We start from the raw sequence: 19,030 nt of genomic DNA, 5'->3' as shown, positions 1-19,030 counted from the left end.
TTTCTCCTTATTTTACTGTTACTGTGACTTTTGCAACGGGGTTCAACCAACGGTGCACACTATTGACCACATCACTTGCGCCTCCATCGATTACATCATCACCTATGTTGCCCCGATGAATATGCACAGTGGCATTGCTATCAGGCCCGGCGACTCCGCTGCCACCTGTGCCAAGCAGAGGTTCAAGGGGAGGAGGGACCGGCATACCGGGCGCGCCTGGCATACCACCACCACGTAGCTCATCATTGGCTTCGGTGCCAGCGTCATAGGCATTGAGGTAAATCGTATAGATTCCCGTTTCGCTAGGAATAGGCCAGCTGTCCAGACCAATGAAACCATCGTTTGAGGGTAAGATCATGGCCACAAGCGACAACATGACATTGTCGTCTGCGCTGAGCAAATCCCCTGTGGCTTTGGCCGTGGGTGATAGCAGCCCAGCGGCAGGGTTAGTGAGTATATCGGCGCTGATCGCACTTGCGATGACCATGATGCCGTCTAAGCTGCCACCCTCTGCCATCATTTGTAACTCGGTATTGGCGGTTTCGCCTATCTTAAATAGGCTGGTGTCAGCCGTGTGGGCAACGGCTGCTATGGGCGTGAAATATAAACCGTGAGTTAAATTTTGGATTTCAATAGTTAAATCTGCCGCCATAATTTGCTGTGTTGTTAGGGCCAACAATGCGGCAGTAGAAAGAGTAGTGATGCGCTTCATCTTCGTTCCTCGTGCTGGATTTATTTGTCGATGTAGCACTAAGTCTGGCGATCAAATCTCCCAAAAGTGTCACGATAGTAAAACGTTTCTATCCAGGCCCAAGGAACAAATGTAAACAGGAACAGCGTTATGAACGTCGAAATCTAAGCCCTTAAAGATGAATTCTGCCCTTATAAATCCATAGTTAGCAAATTCCTCAGGCGAGCTCATCCGTCAAAACGAGGATGAATCGGGTGGCTGGCAAACCATTTTAAGGCTATTGGGAAAAATTTGCGGGCGCTGCAGGTGAGTTGGCTCCGTTGGCTAACCTAATCGGTGTTATACAAACGGGGAGGCCGGCAAGTTTTAAATGTCATCTCGATTGACGTTCAGCGCAATGGTTGGAGTGACACTGAGTGGGCTGGGCAGCAAGACAACGTTTAAGTTGACCAGGGATTACTCTACTGGTAGAGCCCGACTGTGATTAAATATTTTGTTCTTTTTGACCTGATCAAGCTTGATCATATAAGCGTTGCCGCCCATGCCGTTGAATTTTTCGTCGGTGAAGATAATGGTATTTTCATCAAAAAAAGTCACCGCTTCCTTTTGGGTGACTATGCCCAAGTCAATTCGATAGGCGTCTCCGGAAAAAAAGTCGTCTCCCTGCCAATTCTCGAATAACCACAAGCGCTCGGAATCCAGCAGCACCAATTTGTTTCTGTTTGGGCTAAGGGCCGCTGACGTGACCCAGCACAGCTGTTTGAGGAAGGTACAAGTTGAGAAATCACTGACATGCTGAGCTTTGAAATTGGCGGCGTGATCCCCTATTCGATACAACTTGGTTATGCCATCGAAGGGTTCTTCACGATTTTTAGTAAACAGGTACAAGGCCTGTTTATAATAGATAAAGGCTTCTATGTCGTTTTTCATATTATTCGCCGGGTCGACTGCGGAAAACCCCGGGTAGGTAAACTTTATAATTTCCGCTTTGGTACTATCGCCCTTGATGTCGATGGGATTTTCGATTTTATAAATGGTCAACCATTCTCTGTCGCTGTCATTGTTACCAAAATCGCCAATAAAAAAATGACCAAAATAGTCCTGGGTCATATCTTCCCAATCCAAATTTTTAGCGTTTTCTATTTTAATGCTGCGAACGATTTTTCCATCTTGGTTGACTTGATAAAGCCGCGGCGCATTACCGCCATCATTGATTGCCCACAAACGTTGCTGTTTGTCATATTCTATGCCCGAGATCTCTTTAAGTTTTTCTTCGAAACTCATAAATTTGCTACTATGCAATAGCCATATTCGCTGGCCGAGGACAGAGAGGAATATAAGCACGGCGACCAGCACAACAAGCCCAATAAGGGCGAAGTATCTTTTTTTAAGCATTGACAATGGAGGCGAAGAACAATTGATCCGTAGTATACATTTTTTGCCTTTTTAAAATATTCTTTTATCCTCGGCAAAATGCACCGGTTAAATTTCCCTGGGGCCGGATTTGATAAGCCTTCCTTGGGACCAATAGGGTGTATGGCTTGTATGTTAGCTATTGGTCAGGTGCATAGGCATGCCCGGGTTATTAGTACAACAGACTATAGACTTTGCGCCTATATTTGGACTTAAGCGGTTCTCCATCGGGTAGCGCATTGATCATATCCAACATCAGTTTTTTGGCTTCACCAAAGTTCAAATCCTTGAGCAGTATGGCGTGCATCAATTCCAATGCTTCTTCAATTTGATTGGCCTGGCGCAATTGTACCGCCAGTTTTACTTTCAGTTCGAGGTTGTCGGGGTCTTTGGCCGCAGCTTGTTGCAGCGCCTTGATTTCTGGTGAATCTGCCGCCTGTTCCGCCAACCCAACTTTACCCAAAATACTTTGGTAATGTGAATCCTGATCCACCAAACCTATAGTAGCCAGTACTTCTTTAGCCTGTTTTACCTGGCCCAATTCCACCTGGCAATCTGCCAAAAGCAATTTGATGTCAGCGCGGTTAGGATCCAGATCGTAGGCTTGTTTAATCAGGGTGAAAGCTTCTGGATAGAGTTTATCAGCCACTAGTTTTGCGGCCTGGTTGTATAACTCGTCTTCGGGTTTGGGCAAATGCTTCTCGAGCATTTGGCGAATATTGGCCTCGCTTTCAACTCCGGCAAAACCATCAACGGGCTGGCCGTCTTTGATCAACATTACCGTAGGTAAATCGCGTACCCCAAACTGGCCAGCTATTTCCTGCTGAGTCTGGCAATCGACTCGGGCATGGATCAGGTTTTCACCATATACGCTGGCGAGTGTTTGCAGTACAGGTTCCAGTTGCTGGCTAGGCTCATAGCCCTGGGCCCAGAACTCAAGCATGACAAGTTTCTTTTGGGAGTCTTGCAAGATAACTTGCTGAAAATTCTCTAATGTGATGTTTAGGCTATTTTGCATGGAATGGTCCTAGGCATTTCGATGAGTCAAAGGTGGGGACTTTTGGCCTGAAATTCAAGTACTTCTTAATTCCTCCCCTCGAGTAACTGCGGCGTATTTTGTGTCAACCTTGAATGACTGGGCAGTCACTGTCGATGGAACATGTCAAACAGTGGACAATTAGCGGGATAAAACTATGCTAATTTGCAGACAAGCTGCTTTTTTTTTCTATTTTTAAGGCCTAATGATGACTCGGAAATTTAGCCGTTTTACCGCTTTTTACCCCTATTATCTCAGTGAACATCAAAATATCACGTGTCGACGCCTGCATTTTATTGGGTCGACGCTGATTATATTTATGCTCATTTTTGCCGTGTTTAGCGGGCAATGGGCTTTGCTGTGGCTGTTACCCTTGTTCGGTTACGGCTTTGCCTGGGTTGGTCACTTCTTTTTTGAACACAACAAACCCGCCACTTTCCAATATCCATTTTATAGCCTGTGGGCAGACTGGGTAATGTACAAAGATATTTTAGTTGGCAAAATAAAGTTTTAAAACCATCCACCAAGGGAGGTGTTTACAAACCCAGTCTAATAGTTACAACTCATTTACACCCAACACAAATAGAAATTAAGCGGCATGGCTAAATCAGGCTGAATTAGCCATGTTCCCTGCCTGTCAATACCAAATCAGTAAAAAAACAACGAATTTGTTCAATTTATAGCCTTTTCATGGCTGCAAAAAAACCGTAAACTTGCCGCCCTTTTTTGCTAACCCGACGGTTTTTGCGCGATCCAGCGATTTTGATATGCAGATTGGTCCTTACAAGCTTGATAACAATTTGATTCTGGCGCCGATGGCTGGTGTGACGGACAGACCCTTTAGGCAACTATGCAAACGCATGGGGGCCGGATTGGTTGTTTCGGAGATGCTGTCTTCTAACCCTGATCTTTGGCGATCAAATAAATCCAGGCAACGTATGGATCATGTTGGTGAAGACGGTATTCGCGCAGTGCAAATAGCTGGCGCATGCCCTCAATTGATGGCGCAGGCTGCACAGTTCAACGTGAGTAACGGCGCACAGATTGTTGATATCAACATGGGTTGTCCGGCAAAAAAGGTAAATAAAAAGTTGGCAGGTTCGGCATTGTTGCAAGACCCTAAATTGGTTGAACAGATTGTTCAGGCAGTGGTGAATGCAGTAGACGTGCCTGTTACTTTGAAGATACGCACAGGTTGGAACACGGATAATCGCAACGGATTAGAGATTGCCAGGATTGCCGAACAAAACGGGATCCAGTCTTTGGCAGTGCATGGCCGCACCCGAGCCTGTATGTACAAAGGTGAAGCCGAATACGACACAATTAAGGCCATTAAACAGGCCGTGTCGATACCGGTAGTCGCCAACGGTGATGTCAGGTGTGTACACAGTGCTAAACATGTATTGGAGTACACCCAAGCAGACGCTTTGATGATAGGTCGCGGTGCCCAGGGTAAACCCTGGATATTCCGCGAGATCCAGCATTATTTGCAAACCGGCGAAATGCTAGCTGCGCCCTCTTTAGCTGAAGTGCGTCAAATTTTATTGACACATGTTGGCAATGTTCACCAATTTTACGGTGAATTTATGGGGGCGCGGATTGCCCGCAAACACGTGGGGTGGTATTTAGCGGATCATGATCGGCAACGACATTTCCGGGCCAAGTTCAATGTTATTGAGGATGCTCAACAGCAACTCGATACATTGGCGATATATTTCGACCAAATGGCAGGCGAATCAACGAGTTTTCTCGTTTCACCTGCAGCCTAACGACGACTAACTAAAGAGCAAGATTGTATATGTTCGATCAAAATGTAACTTCTCCTTTTACCACTACGGTAACGACTCCTTCGCAAACTCAGGCACAAAAGCCCCTTCGCGATTCTGTTAAACAGGCAGTAAACAAGTATCTTAAGCAATTGGACAATACGGACATCGAAAATCTGTATGAATTAGTAATGGCCGAAGTTGAAGCGCCAATGTTGGAGGAAATCATGACCTTCACCCGGGGTAATCAAACCCGCGCTTCTATCATGTTAGGCATCAACCGCGGAACATTGCGCAAGAAGCTAAAACAATACGGTATGAATTAATACCCGAAAAAGAGCACCTTTAGGTGCTCTTTTTTTATCCCGAATAACTGCAATATACGTGGTTGAGCGGGATTTTGATGCGGTATAATACATTTTTCATTAGCACAGTTAATCATTTGTAGAAGATAAACACACTATGACTACCCCAAAACCTATTCGCCGAGCGCTACTGAGCGTTTCAGATAAATCCGGCATCGTTGAATTTGCCACTTTTCTTTCAGCCCAAGGTGTTGAACTATTATCCACGGGAGGAACGGCAAAGTTATTGGCTGAACATGGTCTGAGCGTTATTGAAGCCTCTGACTATACAGGTCATCCGGAAATCATGGACGGGCGGGTAAAAACCCTGCATCCGAAAATTCATGGCGGCATTTTGGCCCGTCGTGGGAAGGACGAACAGGTGATGGCACAGAATAATATTCTGCCTATAGATTTGGTGGTGGTGAACCTCTATCCGTTTGCCGCGACGGTAGCTAAGGAAGACTGCAGTCTTGAAGATGCGATTGAAAACATTGATATAGGTGGGCCCACTATGGTGCGCGCGGCAGCAAAAAATCATAATGATGTGACTATAGTGGTCAATGCTAAAGATTATGCCCGAGTCATGACCCAAATGAGCGCCAATCAGGGCTCGGTCAGCGTCAGCACCCGTTTTGATTTAGCCATAGCGGCTTTTGAACACACGGCAGAATATGACGGCATGATCGCCAATTACTTCGGTGCGATGGTGGGATCAGACGAACACGGCAGTGAATGTGCTGACGATTGTGGTCATGTGCACAGTGAATTCCCCCGGACTTTTAATCTGCAAGTGACTAAAAAACAAGACTTGCGTTACGGCGAAAACAGCCACCAGGACGCTGCTTTTTATGTTGAGAACAACATTCAAGAGGCTTCGGTTGCTACTGCTGTGCAGTTACAAGGCAAAGAATTGTCATTTAACAATATTGCGGATACTGACTCGGCCCTGGAGTGTGTTAAAGAATTTGTCGAGCCAGCCTGTGTCATAGTCAAACATGCCAACCCTTGTGGCGTAGCTTTGGGGGACACTATCCTCGACGCTTATAACCGCGCCTATCAGACCGACCCAACATCTGCCTTTGGTGGCATTATCGCGTTTAATCGCGAGTTGGACGGCCCCACGGCCCAGGCCATCGTTGAGCGCCAATTTGTTGAAGTCATTATTGCCCCGACGGTCAGCGATGAAGCAGTAGCCATTATCGCCGCCAAGAAAAATGTGCGTTTGCTGGCCTGTGGTGATTGGCAAGGCCAGTTAACCGACGGTTATGACTTTAAACGGGTCAATGGTGGTTTGCTGGTACAAGAACGAGACTTTGGCATGGTTGAAATAGAAGACTTAAAGGTGGTGACTAAGGTGCAGCCCACGGCGCAGCAACTTAAAGATTTGATGTTCACCTGGAAAGTTGCCAAATACGTTAAATCTAACGCCATTGTGTATTGCAAAGACAGTATGACCATAGGTGTGGGCGCTGGGCAGATGAGCCGAGTCTATTCAGCCAAAATAGCCGGAATTAAAGCCGCCGACGAGGGGCTGGAGGTCAAGGGGTCTGTTATGGCGTCGGACGCCTTCTTCCCCTTTCGCGACGGTATCGATGCCGCTGCGGCCGCGGGTATCAGTGCGGTGATCCAGCCGGGTGGTTCAATGCGGGATCAGGAAGTGATAGCCGCAGCTGACGAACACGGCCTGGCGATGGTCTTTACCGGTATGCGTCACTTTAGACACTAAGCGATGTCCCCAGAGTGATACACCCGATGAGCCCTATGTCGCCTCATCGGGTGTATCCCGGTTACTAAACCCTCCCCATTGACTGGTTGTACAGGTTATTCCACCCTCTTCACCAGGATTTAGCGTTGCAAGGATTTAGTGTTGCCAAAAAAAACGCTACACTATCTATCGCTTTTGTTACTAATCACAGGATCTGATCATGTTCAAACGAGCCACCCGAATAGTTTTCTCTCTGACGTTATTGTCTAGCCCATTGGCCCACGCTGATGCGTTAATTGATGCCATCGCCCATGAAGGGCGGCCTATGGAGCAGCGTCTGCGTGACGAGTACCGCCACCCACAACAAACCCTACGCTTTTTCGAGGTGCAGCCGGACATGGCTGTGGCAGAAATATCCCCAGGTGGCGGCTGGTATAGTAATATTTTGGCTCCATTGTTAAATGAGAAAGGCAGCTACTATGCTGCCCATTTCTATGTGGATGAAAATACCCGGGACTACTTCAGAAAATCCCGTCAGGAATTTGAACAAAAGATCGCGGAAATAGATAGTTATAAAAAAGTTAAGCTAAGCGCTTTCGACCCGATAAAGGCGCCGGATTTCGCCCCTGAAGGTTCCTTGGATAGAGTGCTGACTTTTCGCAATATACATAATTGGTATATGCAAGACGGGGATGCCGGTGTGCAAAGTGCGTTCGCGGCCTTTTATCGGGCGTTGAAGGACGGCGGCGTATTGGGCGTGGTAGAGCATAGTTTACGTGAGTCACAAAGTGGTGAGCTACAAAAAAACTCAGGTTATATGAAACCATCCTATGTGATTGCCATGGCGGAAAAAGCAGGCTTTAATTTAGTGGCGCAAAGCGATGTGAATAACAATAAATTAGACGGCGCCGAACATGAAAAAGGTGTATGGACTTTACCTCCCAGCCTGCGTTTAGGTGATAAAGAGCTGGAAAAGTACCTGGCTATAGGTGAAAGCAATCGCATGACTTTGAAATTTGTTAAATAAGTCTGACAGCCTGATGTCGTCTGCTCATATGACGGCCTTACCGTTGACCTAATACCCTATTAATAACTCTGAATAAAAGCGAATCTAATGAAAGTATTGATTATTGGCGGCGGTGGTCGTGAACATGCCTTAGGCTATAAAGCCGCTCAGTCAGCCACTGTTAGCCAAGTGTATGTGGCACCAGGCAATGCTGGAACCGCCCTTGAGCCGAAATTGCAAAACGTGGCGATTAACAGCGATGATATTGCTGGTTTAGTTGATTTTGCGTGCAAAGAAAACATCGGTTTGACTATAGTTGGTCCTGAAATTCCCCTGGTGCTGGGAGTGGTTGATGCCTTTGAGGCTCGTGGTTTACGTATTTTTGGTCCCAGTAAAGCCGCCGCTCAGCTGGAAGGATCGAAGGCGTTCACTAAGGATTTTTTAGCCAGACACCATATTCCTAGTGGGGAATACGAAAGCTTCACAAAAATCGAACCTGCTTTAGCCTACCTCAAGCTTAAAGGTGCGCCCATTGTTATCAAAGCTGACGGATTAGCTGCAGGCAAAGGGGTAATCGTGGCGATGACCCTGGGCGAGGCTGAAGATGCGGTGCGTGATATGTTAGCCGGTAATGTCTTTGGCGAAGCCGGTAGCCGGGTCGTGATTGAAGAATTTTTGCAGGGAGAAGAAGCTAGTTTTATTGTCATGGTTGACGGTAAAAACGTGCTGCCTTTCGCCACCAGTCAGGATCATAAACGAGTGGGAAATGGTGATACTGGTCCCAATACAGGCGGCATGGGGGCTTATTCTCCGGCTCCTGTGGTGACTGACGAAATCCATCAACGGGTGATGAACGAAGTGATTTATCCAACCGTTGAAGGCATGGCCGGCGAAGGCACCAAATACGTGGGTTTCCTGTACGCGGGTTTGATGATAGCCGAAGATGGCACTCCAAAAGTCATCGAATACAACTGTCGCTTTGGGGATCCTGAAACCCAGCCCATTATGTTGCGTCTGCAATCTGATTTAGTGGCGCTGGTGGAACTGGCCATAGAGGGTAAATTGGATCAGGCCAAGGTGGAATTTGACCCCAGGGCAGCAGTAGGCGTAGTCCTAGCCGCTGGAGGTTATCCACTAGACTATGACAAGGGTGAAGTGATTTCTGGGCTACCAACAGTCGCGGATCCAGATGCTAAAATATTCCACGGAGGGACTGCAAACGTCGCTGGCCAGATTACCACGAATGGTGGACGGGTATTATGTGCCACTGCCTTGGGGGAAACTGTGACGGCGGCTCAGCAGCGAGCCTATGAATTGGCTAAACAAGTCAGCTGGGAGGGAATGTTCTTTCGGGATGATATTGGTTATCGGGCGATTGCCAGAGAGCGCTCATAAGCTATTGCTTAACTCCTGTGACGTCGTGTGGGTTACTTGGCCTTAGATTTGTGGTTGGCAAGTTTGGCAGTATTCTCTGCCACTATCTGGTTGCGGCCTTGTTTTTTGGCGCGATACAGCGTCTTGTCGGCGCGTTTGATTAAATCTTCCGGCTGGGCGCTGGCATAGTCTATTTCCTGGGCCGGATCCAAGGTTGCCACGCCAATACTTACGGTGACCTTTTTGGTGGTTTTGGCCCCAGGGTTGTCAATATCAAGGAGTTTGATTTCCGCCAGAATTTGCTCGGCAATGAGCATAGCACCCTCTAATTCAGTGAAAGGCAACACGACGGCGAACTCTTCACCGCCATAACGCCCCATGGCATCACTGTCTCGATGCAGTGCTTTTTGAATGGTTTGTGCCACGCGTTTTAAACATTCATCTCCGGCAACGTGTCCAAGGGTATCGTTAAAACGCTTAAAGAAGTCAATATCTATCATCAGTAAGGATAATGGATGGTGCCCCCGCACAGCCGCATACCAGACGCGATTTAAGGTGGTGTCCAACTGCATGCGATTGGGAACACCTGTCAAACCATCGGTACAGGAAATTAACGCCAGCGCGCGAAGCTTGGCAGCCAATGTCATATGATTCTTTATTTTGACCCCTAGGATCGAAATGTCTACCGGAGTGCTGATAAAGTCGATTGCACCTAACTTTAGGCCAAAGATGATTTGTTCAGTCGACAGGGTTGAACCGATAAAAATAATAGGCATATCGGCGCAGATCGGGTGCAGTTTTAATTTGGCGCAGGTATCAAATCCGCTGATATCGCTGGTTTGAATGTTGATAATTGCCATATCTATTTGATCGTTAATAGCCAGATCATAGGCTTCCTCACCACTACTGGTTATCAGCAATCTGTAGCTAAGGGCAAAACGATGCTTGAATGCGCTTTGGGTAAGCGGGTCTTTATCAACCAACAGCAATGTTTGTTTGAGGGTATTACTTGGCAAATGGCCCGATGCATGGCTTTCCATATTCTGCCCTACTAATATTTAATAACGCCTACGTAGGTAGTATTTCACGTCAGGCGCATAACGCAATTCCTTTTGCGCTCAATAGTAGAACAAATTGGGTGAGAGTTATACTGCGATGCTACGTGCTTTCTCAAGCTCACTCTTTAACATTTGTTTTAAAAGCATATTTTCTCTGGTCAATCTATCTATGATAGTTGATGTATCTTCTTGAGGTTGGTTCACTTTGTCGAACCAATTAAAATTTGCATTGTTACTTTGTCTACTGTTATACATATACTTCTCACTTCTAATGGTTGTTTGGTACTGCCTTTGGCCAGCAAGTATTAGCCTCTGCTTAATCTTAGAGTCGGTTCCTTTCGACTCACCCAATCTTAGTGGGTTACTGTGCAATGATTAGGCGGTCAATCACATTTTTCACGTCATTGGTATTTTTTGCAATTTTCATGGCAAGTTGTTTTTCTGCGGGATCCTGGACTTTTCCCGTTAACGTCACCACCCCTTTCTTTGCCGCTACATCAATCTTGGTACCTTTAATATGTGGCTCAAACAACAGACGGGTCTTAACCACGGTCGCTACTTTGGTATCATATAAATGACTCACTAGCGGGTCACTTTGGTCACCATTTCGACTGAATGCAGTGAGCATATCATCTACTTCGGTCACTCCTTCCAGTGATCTGACCAGTTCTACCGCAAGGGCTTGTTCGGTGTCGTTTTCAACTTTACCGGTTAGGGTGACCTTGCCGTTTTCCACATCACTATTAATACCATAAGCGTTTAAGTTGCCATTTAGTAACAGTGTCGTTTCAACTCTTCCATCTAGCCAGGCATCTTTTTCGGTACCCTGCCAATGGTTGTTGGTCTGAGCGCCTGCTGACAGGCTACCTAGCAGCACGGCACCGAATAAAACTGAGGTTGAAGTTTTCATCGGCATCTCCTTTATTACATTAATAATGGTTTATGCGAAATTTATGCCAAATATAACTTGTTGATTTTAATTACCTTCTCCCCAAGCTTCTTCATCGCCTGAGTTGAGACTGCGTTTTTTTTCAGCGTAATAAAAATTACGCCCGCTGTGGTAGAGGAGAATGCGCATCTTGGGCCGGGGTGAGCGAGGAAAGGTAATGTTTTGCTTAGTGTCCGGGGTAACCACCCACAGCGCGGGGCAATAATTAGATAAGCTGTTACTTTTTGCTCTTTTTATTCTGTACTACAGTGCCAATAATGAAGATGAACAGAAACAGCAAACAAGCAAAAAATATAATTTTGGCGATACCAGCGGCGGTACCCACTAAACCCAAAAAAGCAAATATTGCAGAGATTACGGCGATAACAAAGAATGTTAGGGCCCACGTTAACATATGTACTCCTAAATAAACCGGTCGAGCCTGGGGTTGGCCTATCTGTGAAGCTACATATATGCCAACTATGCACTTTTTGAGGGGAATTCAGTAGACAGCCAAGGGTGTGTGTCTGTATGCCAGCTGTATTTGTGCAACAGGCGAATTTTTCCTGAGAACCATGCATCTTCTACTTAGGCCCTGTAATTTTTACATGCCTAACAGAACCACCCACTTCAGTCACACCAGCAATAAGGTTCCTAATCCTAAGAATGCCACAAAACCGACAATATCGGTGACCGTGGTTAAGATCACTGAACCGGACAGAGCAGGGTCAATATTGAATTTGTCTAATATCACAGGCACTGCCACGCCAGCGGCTGCGGCGGCCAAGATATTGAGAAAAATGGCCAGACAAATCACCAAACCCAGCATAGGGTCGGCAAACCAGAAATAAGAAATAATACCTATTACCAACGCCCAGACGACGCCGTTTAAGCCCCCAACACTCAATTCTTTTTTAAGTAGCGCTCTAAAGTTGGAAACGGTAACTTGACCCAGAGCCAAACCACGGATCATTAAAGTCAGCGTCTGGCTACCCGCAATTCCGCCCATGCTGGCCACCACTGGCATCAGTACCGCCAAGGCCACGACTTGTTGTAAAGTGGCTTCAAATAGACCAATAAAACCTGAGGCCAAAAAGGCAGTGAGCAAGTTGATCCCTAACCACACGGCCCTGTTCTGTGCACTTTTTTTCACAGACGAAAACAAATCTTCGTCTTCATCCATACCAGCGGTGGCCATCAATTGGCGCTCATAGGACTCGTTGAGCAATTCGCTGGCAGTGGTGATATCCAAACGTCCAAGCAATTTATTGTTTTCATCCACTACGGGTAGTGAAGCAAACCCTGAACGCTGCAGCATCAAAGACGCCAAGGTGAAATCGTCATTAGCATCTATGGTATCGATTTCTTCCTCGGATAAATCTACCAGGGGCACGTGCTCCGGCAGACCCATAACCTTGGTTAGTTTGACGGCCTCGGAGAATTGCCCGGCGCGGTTGATTAAAAAAACTGTATCTATGTGGGTAGGTACGTCCCGGCGGATCAATCGCAGGGCATCACGCACTTTGGCATTGAGCGGCAGCACTAGGGGATCCTGGCTTAACCAGTGACCAATTTGTTGTTCTGAGTACTGGCTCGCATCAGTAAAATACTGCCGCTGCTGCTTGTCCATTGCTTCTAAAGCTTTGTCGACCAGGGCGTTGGGTAAAGAATCGGATAATTCGAGCAGTTGTTCGGCATCCACCTCATGAAAAATTGCTTCCCACTCATGGGGGTCGGTTGCCTGGATCAGGGTTTCGCGAGGATCGCCACGCATGGCAACAAGTACATCGAGGCGTTTACGTTTTTGGATAGTTGACCAAACATTCAAACGTTGCTCTAGGGGCAAAGATTCGAGTAGCAACGCCAAGTCATCGGTATCTTGTGCGGCGATTAGGGCGGTTATGGCGTCTTGATCGCGGCCCTCTGGTGCGGAAACTATCTCGTCGATAAGTTCAGGTAAAAGTTCTGCCATAATTGACTCCTGTTAATACTTCGGGTCCGCTGAAAAAGGACTAAATAGCGATTCAATACCGCATTGGCAGGTATGCTGCAAGTATTGTAAAGCATAGTCTAACTGGGGTTAAGCTACCTAAGAAAACAACTCCAGACACAACTGCTATCACTTTACTTGGGGAGGCTTATCTGATTTTTTATCTTCCTCATAGATACTGAACTGATAGTAAATATCCAGTGCGTTTGCCGTGCCACTGACAGCCTCAAGATATAATTTTGGCATCAGTTGATAGCGTAAGGCGACTTCCGAGGCCGAGTCAAAAACTCCCACTCCATAACGTAATTGTATACCCGGGGCGATGTACCCCGAGACCGAGAGTTTGGTTTCGTCGCCTTGACCACTGGTATTAAGGGCTAAATCTTCCACTCCCAGTTTACGACCAATAGTGCTGACGTTATTTTCGCTTTTGCCCAACCCGAAACCTATTAGTGCGTTGGCGAGCATGGCGTCATTGGAGGTGTCTCCTTGCCCGGAAATGCTTTCTCCCCGCAACAAATATGACAGGGCTTCAGGTTGTTCCATTGCCGGATCCGAAAATACGCTGACGCTGGGCTGCTCGGCACTGCCTTCGATGCGCAAGCCGGCAACCACATCGTCTGCAGTTTTAAGGGGGTCCCGTACGGCTTCAATATTTAAATAAGGACTGTCTATGGGGCCACTAAATTGCACTTCGCCCTGGCGGATGACGAGATCTTGGCCATAAGCCTTGTAACGGCCGTTAATCAGATTTAATTCACCATTGGCATTAAGCACTTTTCCGGATTGGGTGAGTAACAAAGCTCCTTGCAAATCCGATGTGAGGCCAAAGGCATCTAACTTAACATCGTTATTGCGGTTAGGGTCGATGTTAACCTGCAACTTCAATTGCAAAGGTAGGGCACTTTCCTGTTGAACGTCAGTTTCATTCACCAGCACGACGTCGTTTGAAGGAGACAAGGCATCCGGTGGCAGCTCTCGCACTCTCGCCCGTGCATAGGGTAGGGATAGCTCGCCATTCACTGTCAGTCTTTGGGGGGTAAAATCAATCTGGATGTCCGGTGATAGTCTGGCCCGAACCAGGTTCTGGTAATCAATTTCCATGTCAGTACCGGTGACGTGCAGGCTCGCGGTGGGTTGGTCTTGCCAATTAAACGTGCCGTCAATCTGCCCTTTACCATTACCTAATTGAAATGGTCCATTTATGTTTGCGGCCTTCCCTTCAAAACTAAATGTTTGATCTACATGATTAATTCTTGCTGGTAACATGGACCCCGCAAATGTTCCTTCCCGCAATTTTATCGTTCCCTTGATCATGGGATCTGCCAGAGTGCCAGCCAGATTGAGTTGTCCGTTTATCTGGCCTGTCAGTTCGGTTAATTGGGGCACAAATTTTTGCAGGGCCTGAAGTTGCAAATCGTCTAATTTAAGTATGCCTTCTATCGGGCGCTCCCCCGGATTAGCCTGGATCTTCATATCGGCACTGATTAATCCCAGTTGTTCGCTCAGTAGATGCAATTTGGCTACCAGGTCCTGCTGGCCGTTGCCTGGCTGTTCCACGGTATTAAGATCTATGTATAGGCTATGTAAAGTTAACGGGTTCTTTTGTCCCTCAACGGTCCAGGTGGAAGGTGTCAGCTCAGCATGGGCCTGGGCTTGGGGCAAGCCTTTTCCAGACCAGGAACCAGCTATCTCGAAGTTAAGGGCGGCATCGGTTTGCACTTTGTGCAATCCGGGTATATAAGCCGTGATGAGTTGTAACACAGGTAACTCGGTTGCCGTAAGATTAAAGGTGGCATTGTTTTTTTGGTATTGCGCATCTTTGATACACAATTTCGCCCCGGCATCTGACCAGCAAAATGGCGTAATGTTAAAGTTTTCTTGCTGCCAATTAGCCATTATTTCAGGACTGGCATCATCCAGGGTAAATTGCCCCGCCTCAAAACTGAAATCGGCTGTATCCCAATATCCAGACCACTGTTGGGGGGTTAACTCACCACTGAATTTGCTCAGTAAGTTCAAGTTATCACTGCGTAAATTCAGTGTCACAGAATGTGCCGCAGCATTACCGTCGACTTTCAGCTCCAGGCTTTCAATGGGCTGATTATTGACGAGGGCATCTTCTAGGTTTATATCGAGGTTAACCGTTTTGCTTGCATCCCAGGTGATATCACCTTGGGTACTGATATTGGCGATAGTCATCTGTTCAATAAACAGATTTTCAGCACTGCCGTTAAATATCACCCTGGGCTCGGCTAAGGTGCCACTAAGGGTGGCGTTCAGCTGGCTTTGACCTTCCAGCTCAGGGTACAGCTGACTTAAGTTTTGCGCGTCCAGTGTCAGTTGGGCATCCAGGTTTGCTAACGCTTTAACAGATGCCTTTAGGTGTAACTGGTTTTGCCCGGTGCTGAGGGTCAAATCCGGTATTTGCAGGCCCTGTTGCTCATCAAAGCTGGCGCTACCGTTGGCGGCCAATGTATAGCCCTGCCAGGTACCTGTGGCCTGCAGTTGGCTGATTTTGGCCTGTAGCGTCTGGCCATCAAATTGACCACTGTGGATAACCTTGCCGGCAATTTGGGCAGTTAACTGGGGCCAGAAAACTTGCGGTTTAATCTGCTTGAAGCCCAACGCCCCTTGCCATTCAATACGCTGGGTTAGATTAACTTCAGCATCCAGATTGATTTCCCCGCCCAGAGTTTGGATCTGCAACTGTTTGATTTGACCTTGTTTGTTGTTGCCACTGGCAAACATGGTAATTTCAGCCGCCGGAAATGTCGGCCCTTGCACACGGGACTGCAAGGTGACTTGATATAAGTTCAAGTCTCCTTTTAATTCCAACTTACCTTTGGCGGAGGTGAACTCAGGGTTGCTCACCGGCCAGCTGATATCTTGCCATTTGGCCATCACGGTCAGTGGCAGTTGCTTAGTCGTCAGGTCGGTATTGACCTGGGCGCTCAGATCAACGATGCCTTGGCTTGCAAGTTCAATATTGATATTGCGGGGGGAGCCTTGAGCCGCAATAGTAACATTCAACGGATATTCGTCGGTCTGGCGACTGTGGATACTGGCCTGTAATTTATGCTGCCAGCTTTTGTGCACAGTGGCGGTTAAACTTAACTCCGCTAGAGGATGGACTATCTCCAACTTAGTGATCGTCAGCGTTTTAGTGGTCATATCCAATGCTGCTTGTAGGCGCTCTATTTGTGCCAGCTCAGCTTTGCCTTCAGTGACCGACAGCGCTGTAAAATCAATGCCTTTTGCCTTCATGACTATGGGGAAGAGTAGCGGGGAAAAAGTCGGTGGTTGATAGGTCCAGTTAGCAATATCCGCTATATTTAACGGCTCACTTGGGGATGCAAGGGGATCGGCTTTGGGCAGTTTAAGATGCACGTCAGAGACTTTGAGGTAGGCGATGTTTAACGTGCGAAACATGCTGATACTAGTGGCTAAAGTGGCTACTTTTAGCTGCATGGTTTGCGGGATTTCGACGCTAATATTGTGCACGTCCAGGGAGTCAATTTTCACTGGAAAAGGCAGTACGATCCTTTCCAAAGGTCCAGTGGATTCAGGGTTTTGCGGGGCCGGAGCGTTGAGCAACTTAACGCTAATCCGGTTAGCATCAAAATGAGACAGGCAGGCCCGCATCGTCGCCGAGCATGACCAGTTTACATCGATCAGTACATTATCTAATGACAGCTCGATATCACTCGACTGCCAACGAACCCGTTTTAAACTTAGGGCACTGACTAAACTGCCTGAATCATAATCAATGTTTAATTCATCCAGGCTGCTATCTGCGACAGACAATAAAGCCCGCGTCCCCCATGGGGAAGCCAGGACGCCGATAAGCACCACCAGAGTCAAAAACACCATAACAAAATATTTCAACCACTTCATAAAACCGGCCCCATGGAAAAGTGCAAACGTGTGGTGTTTTCAAACTTGCTATGTCCCCGAGCCAAATAAATTCTAATCGGACCGACTGGGGATAACCAACTGGCACCAAAACCAACACCAGTGGCTAAATCTTTAAAGGGGTTGTCGCCGGCATTACCGATATCGGTAAACAATGCAGCTCGCCATTTTTGTGCCACCGGATAAGAATATTCGATGCTCGCGACATTTAAATACTGGCCGCCTGTTAACTTGTCGCCTTCTATGGGGGACAGGGTTTCGTAGCCAAATCCGCGAACACTTTGGTCGCCACCGGCGAAATAGCGCAAACTGGATGGCACCTGGGAGAAATCGTTGGTGAAGATAGCGCCAAGTTCGGCTCGTACAGAAATCCTGTGTTGCTCATAACTGCGTAACCATTTTGATTGCACGGTTAATCTGGTTAAATCTATGTCGGAAACTAATTGTTGGGATGCAGTTTCCAGGGTGATTTGTTGACTATCACCCCAGGACAGATCCAGCACCCCCCTGGTGCGCCGCCGACTGAGGGTGCCACCTGGGATCAGCAAGGTAGTCGTTTGTCGGGGCTCTATACCTTGACGGAAACTTTCCTGCTCAAATCGCAAGAAGGCGATACGCTTCCAATCACTGTCAACATCCCCCCAATGGCGCTGAACCGCCACGGTAAAGGCGTCACTCAGCGTATCGTTATCGTTTTCGGCTTTGGCCCCGGCTTGAAAACTCATATAATTGTTTAAAGGATCTTCCAGCGGCACCTTGTATTTTATACTTAGGTTTTGCTCCGGTGCCGAAGCGAACAACTCCGCACTGATGCTGTGACCGCGGCTATTAACCCAGGGACGTTGCCACTTCAAGAGCACTCGTGGTCCCGTATCAGTTGAAAATCCGCCACCTAAATTGAAGGTATCCTGGGGGTTATTGGTAGTAATAATTTCTATGGGTACCCGTTGCTCTTTGGCTTCGCTAACCAGGGGCCTGGCCACGACCTGCTGAAAATAACCGGTTAACTTTAAGTTTTGGTTGAACTCGGCAAGCTTGTCGGCGTGATAAAATTCGCCCAGGGTAAAGGGCACGGTTTCCTTGATCAAGCCTTGGGCTTTCTCGTCTTGAGGAATGAGCAATTCACCGAACTTGTAACGAATTCCGGTATCGAAGTCTAGATTTATACTAGCTGTATAAGCTTCAAGGTCGACCAGAATTTGGGCCTTGCTAAACTTGGCATCGAAATAGCCACGTATCTGGGCGCTGCGTTGTAATTTACTTTTGAGACTGTCGTATTCTTGATGTTCCAGGGCAGAGCCAACCTTAAGCTCAAATGTGTCTACCAACTTTTGTAATACTTTATCGTGTTGCCCTTGTGCGCTTAGGGTTACGCTTTTTTGATGAATTTTGATGCGCGGGCCTTGCTGCACAACCAGGCTCAACTCGTCACAGGTTTTGGTTCTGGCTAGCCTGAGTTTACGTACTGTGGTTTTATAATAACCCAGGGCCTGGGCGCCGGATGTTACGGCCTCTTCTATGGTCTGACGATAACTGTCGGACATATCACAGCTCACCGGCGCGCCAATAATTCCAATATGAGCTTGAATGTTGTCTTGTAACCGGCTGTCATCGATCCCTTCAATTGAAACGCTTAGCGCCAGAGCAGAATCAGGAATGAGTAACAACATCACAACTAACGGAAAATTACGAAGATAAAACAAGATGGATCCTTGTGCTAATAATGGCGAGTCGGGCAACTCAACGATAATGTCTACCGTGCAACAACAATTAAGCTACTTCCCATGCAAGAAACGTGACA

At 47.2% G+C, this 19,030-nt stretch carries 15 protein-coding genes; 6 read left to right on the top strand and 9 right to left on the bottom strand.

The window, feature by feature from the left end:
* Positions 1-7 precede the first annotated feature (7 nt).
* The 3 genes from AC3RV5_RS22480 to AC3RV5_RS22470 form a co-directional block, all read right to left on the bottom strand.
* Entirely contained in the window at positions 8-712 is a 705-nt protein-coding gene (locus tag AC3RV5_RS22480) for a spondin domain-containing protein (protein WP_489729787.1), read from the bottom strand.
* A gap of 435 nt (positions 713-1,147) precedes the next feature.
* Positions 1,148-2,086 carry a hypothetical protein gene (locus AC3RV5_RS22475; protein WP_489729786.1) on the bottom strand — a complete coding sequence of 313 codons (939 nt, stop codon included), beginning with the start codon at positions 2,084-2,086 and terminating at the stop codon, positions 1,148-1,150.
* Between the two features lie 190 nt (positions 2,087-2,276).
* On the bottom strand, positions 2,277-3,122 hold the full coding sequence (locus tag AC3RV5_RS22470) for a tetratricopeptide repeat protein (protein WP_489729785.1): 846 nt from the start codon (positions 3,120-3,122) through the stop codon (positions 2,277-2,279).
* 226 nt (positions 3,123-3,348) lie between these two features.
* Here AC3RV5_RS22470 and AC3RV5_RS22465 point away from each other — a divergent pair, with 226 nt between their 5' ends.
* The 6 genes from AC3RV5_RS22465 to purD all read left to right on the top strand — a co-directional run bounded on the left by AC3RV5_RS22465 (position 3,349) and on the right by purD (position 9,359).
* Positions 3,349-3,654 (top strand): Mpo1-like protein, encoded by a 306-nt coding sequence (locus AC3RV5_RS22465; RefSeq protein WP_489729784.1) that lies wholly within the window; start codon positions 3,349-3,351, stop codon positions 3,652-3,654.
* Between the two features lie 253 nt (positions 3,655-3,907).
* Positions 3,908-4,909: a tRNA dihydrouridine synthase DusB gene (gene dusB, locus AC3RV5_RS22460; protein WP_489729783.1), complete on the top strand. Its 1,002-nt coding sequence runs from the start codon at positions 3,908-3,910 to the stop codon at positions 4,907-4,909.
* Between the two features lie 29 nt (positions 4,910-4,938).
* On the top strand, positions 4,939-5,232 hold the full coding sequence (fis, locus tag AC3RV5_RS22455; protein ID WP_489729782.1) for a DNA-binding transcriptional regulator Fis: 294 nt from the start codon (positions 4,939-4,941) through the stop codon (positions 5,230-5,232).
* 136 nt (positions 5,233-5,368) lie between these two features.
* The gene (gene purH, locus AC3RV5_RS22450; RefSeq protein WP_489729781.1) at positions 5,369-6,979 is read left to right on the top strand and encodes a bifunctional phosphoribosylaminoimidazolecarboxamide formyltransferase/IMP cyclohydrolase; all 1,611 of its coding nucleotides are present in this window, start codon (positions 5,369-5,371) and stop codon (positions 6,977-6,979) included.
* A 199-nt stretch (positions 6,980-7,178) separates the two neighbouring features.
* The gene (locus AC3RV5_RS22445) at positions 7,179-7,985 is read left to right on the top strand and encodes a class I SAM-dependent methyltransferase (protein WP_489729780.1); all 807 of its coding nucleotides are present in this window, start codon (positions 7,179-7,181) and stop codon (positions 7,983-7,985) included.
* Positions 7,986-8,072: 87 nt separating this feature from the next.
* The gene (gene purD, locus AC3RV5_RS22440) at positions 8,073-9,359 is read left to right on the top strand and encodes a phosphoribosylamine--glycine ligase (protein WP_489729779.1); all 1,287 of its coding nucleotides are present in this window, start codon (positions 8,073-8,075) and stop codon (positions 9,357-9,359) included.
* A 32-nt stretch (positions 9,360-9,391) separates the two neighbouring features.
* Here the strand turns inward: purD and AC3RV5_RS22435 are convergent, their stop codons facing one another.
* From AC3RV5_RS22435 to AC3RV5_RS22410, 6 genes are all read right to left on the bottom strand, one after another.
* Positions 9,392-10,378 (bottom strand): GGDEF domain-containing response regulator, encoded by a 987-nt coding sequence (locus AC3RV5_RS22435; protein ID WP_489729778.1) that lies wholly within the window; start codon positions 10,376-10,378, stop codon positions 9,392-9,394.
* A 379-nt stretch (positions 10,379-10,757) separates the two neighbouring features.
* Positions 10,758-11,306: a BON domain-containing protein gene (locus AC3RV5_RS22430; protein ID WP_489729777.1), complete on the bottom strand. Its 549-nt coding sequence runs from the start codon at positions 11,304-11,306 to the stop codon at positions 10,758-10,760.
* A gap of 256 nt (positions 11,307-11,562) precedes the next feature.
* Entirely contained in the window at positions 11,563-11,739 is a 177-nt protein-coding gene (locus AC3RV5_RS22425) for a DUF1328 domain-containing protein (protein WP_489729776.1), read from the bottom strand.
* Between the two features lie 219 nt (positions 11,740-11,958).
* On the bottom strand, positions 11,959-13,296 hold the full coding sequence (locus AC3RV5_RS22420; protein WP_489729775.1) for a magnesium transporter: 1,338 nt from the start codon (positions 13,294-13,296) through the stop codon (positions 11,959-11,961).
* A gap of 147 nt (positions 13,297-13,443) precedes the next feature.
* Complete coding sequence (tamB, locus tag AC3RV5_RS22415) at positions 13,444-17,211, bottom strand: autotransporter assembly complex protein TamB (RefSeq protein ID WP_489729774.1); 3,768 nt, start codon at positions 17,209-17,211, stop codon at positions 13,444-13,446.
* Complete coding sequence (locus tag AC3RV5_RS22410; RefSeq protein WP_489729773.1) at positions 17,208-18,932, bottom strand: autotransporter assembly complex protein TamA; 1,725 nt, start codon at positions 18,930-18,932, stop codon at positions 17,208-17,210. The genes tamB and AC3RV5_RS22410 overlap by 4 nt, the downstream gene beginning before the upstream one ends.
* Positions 18,933-19,030 lie beyond the last annotated feature (98 nt).

The organism is Paraglaciecola sp. IT1134 (assembly GCF_058068185.1).
This window is presented reverse-complemented; position numbering and strand designations above follow the sequence as displayed.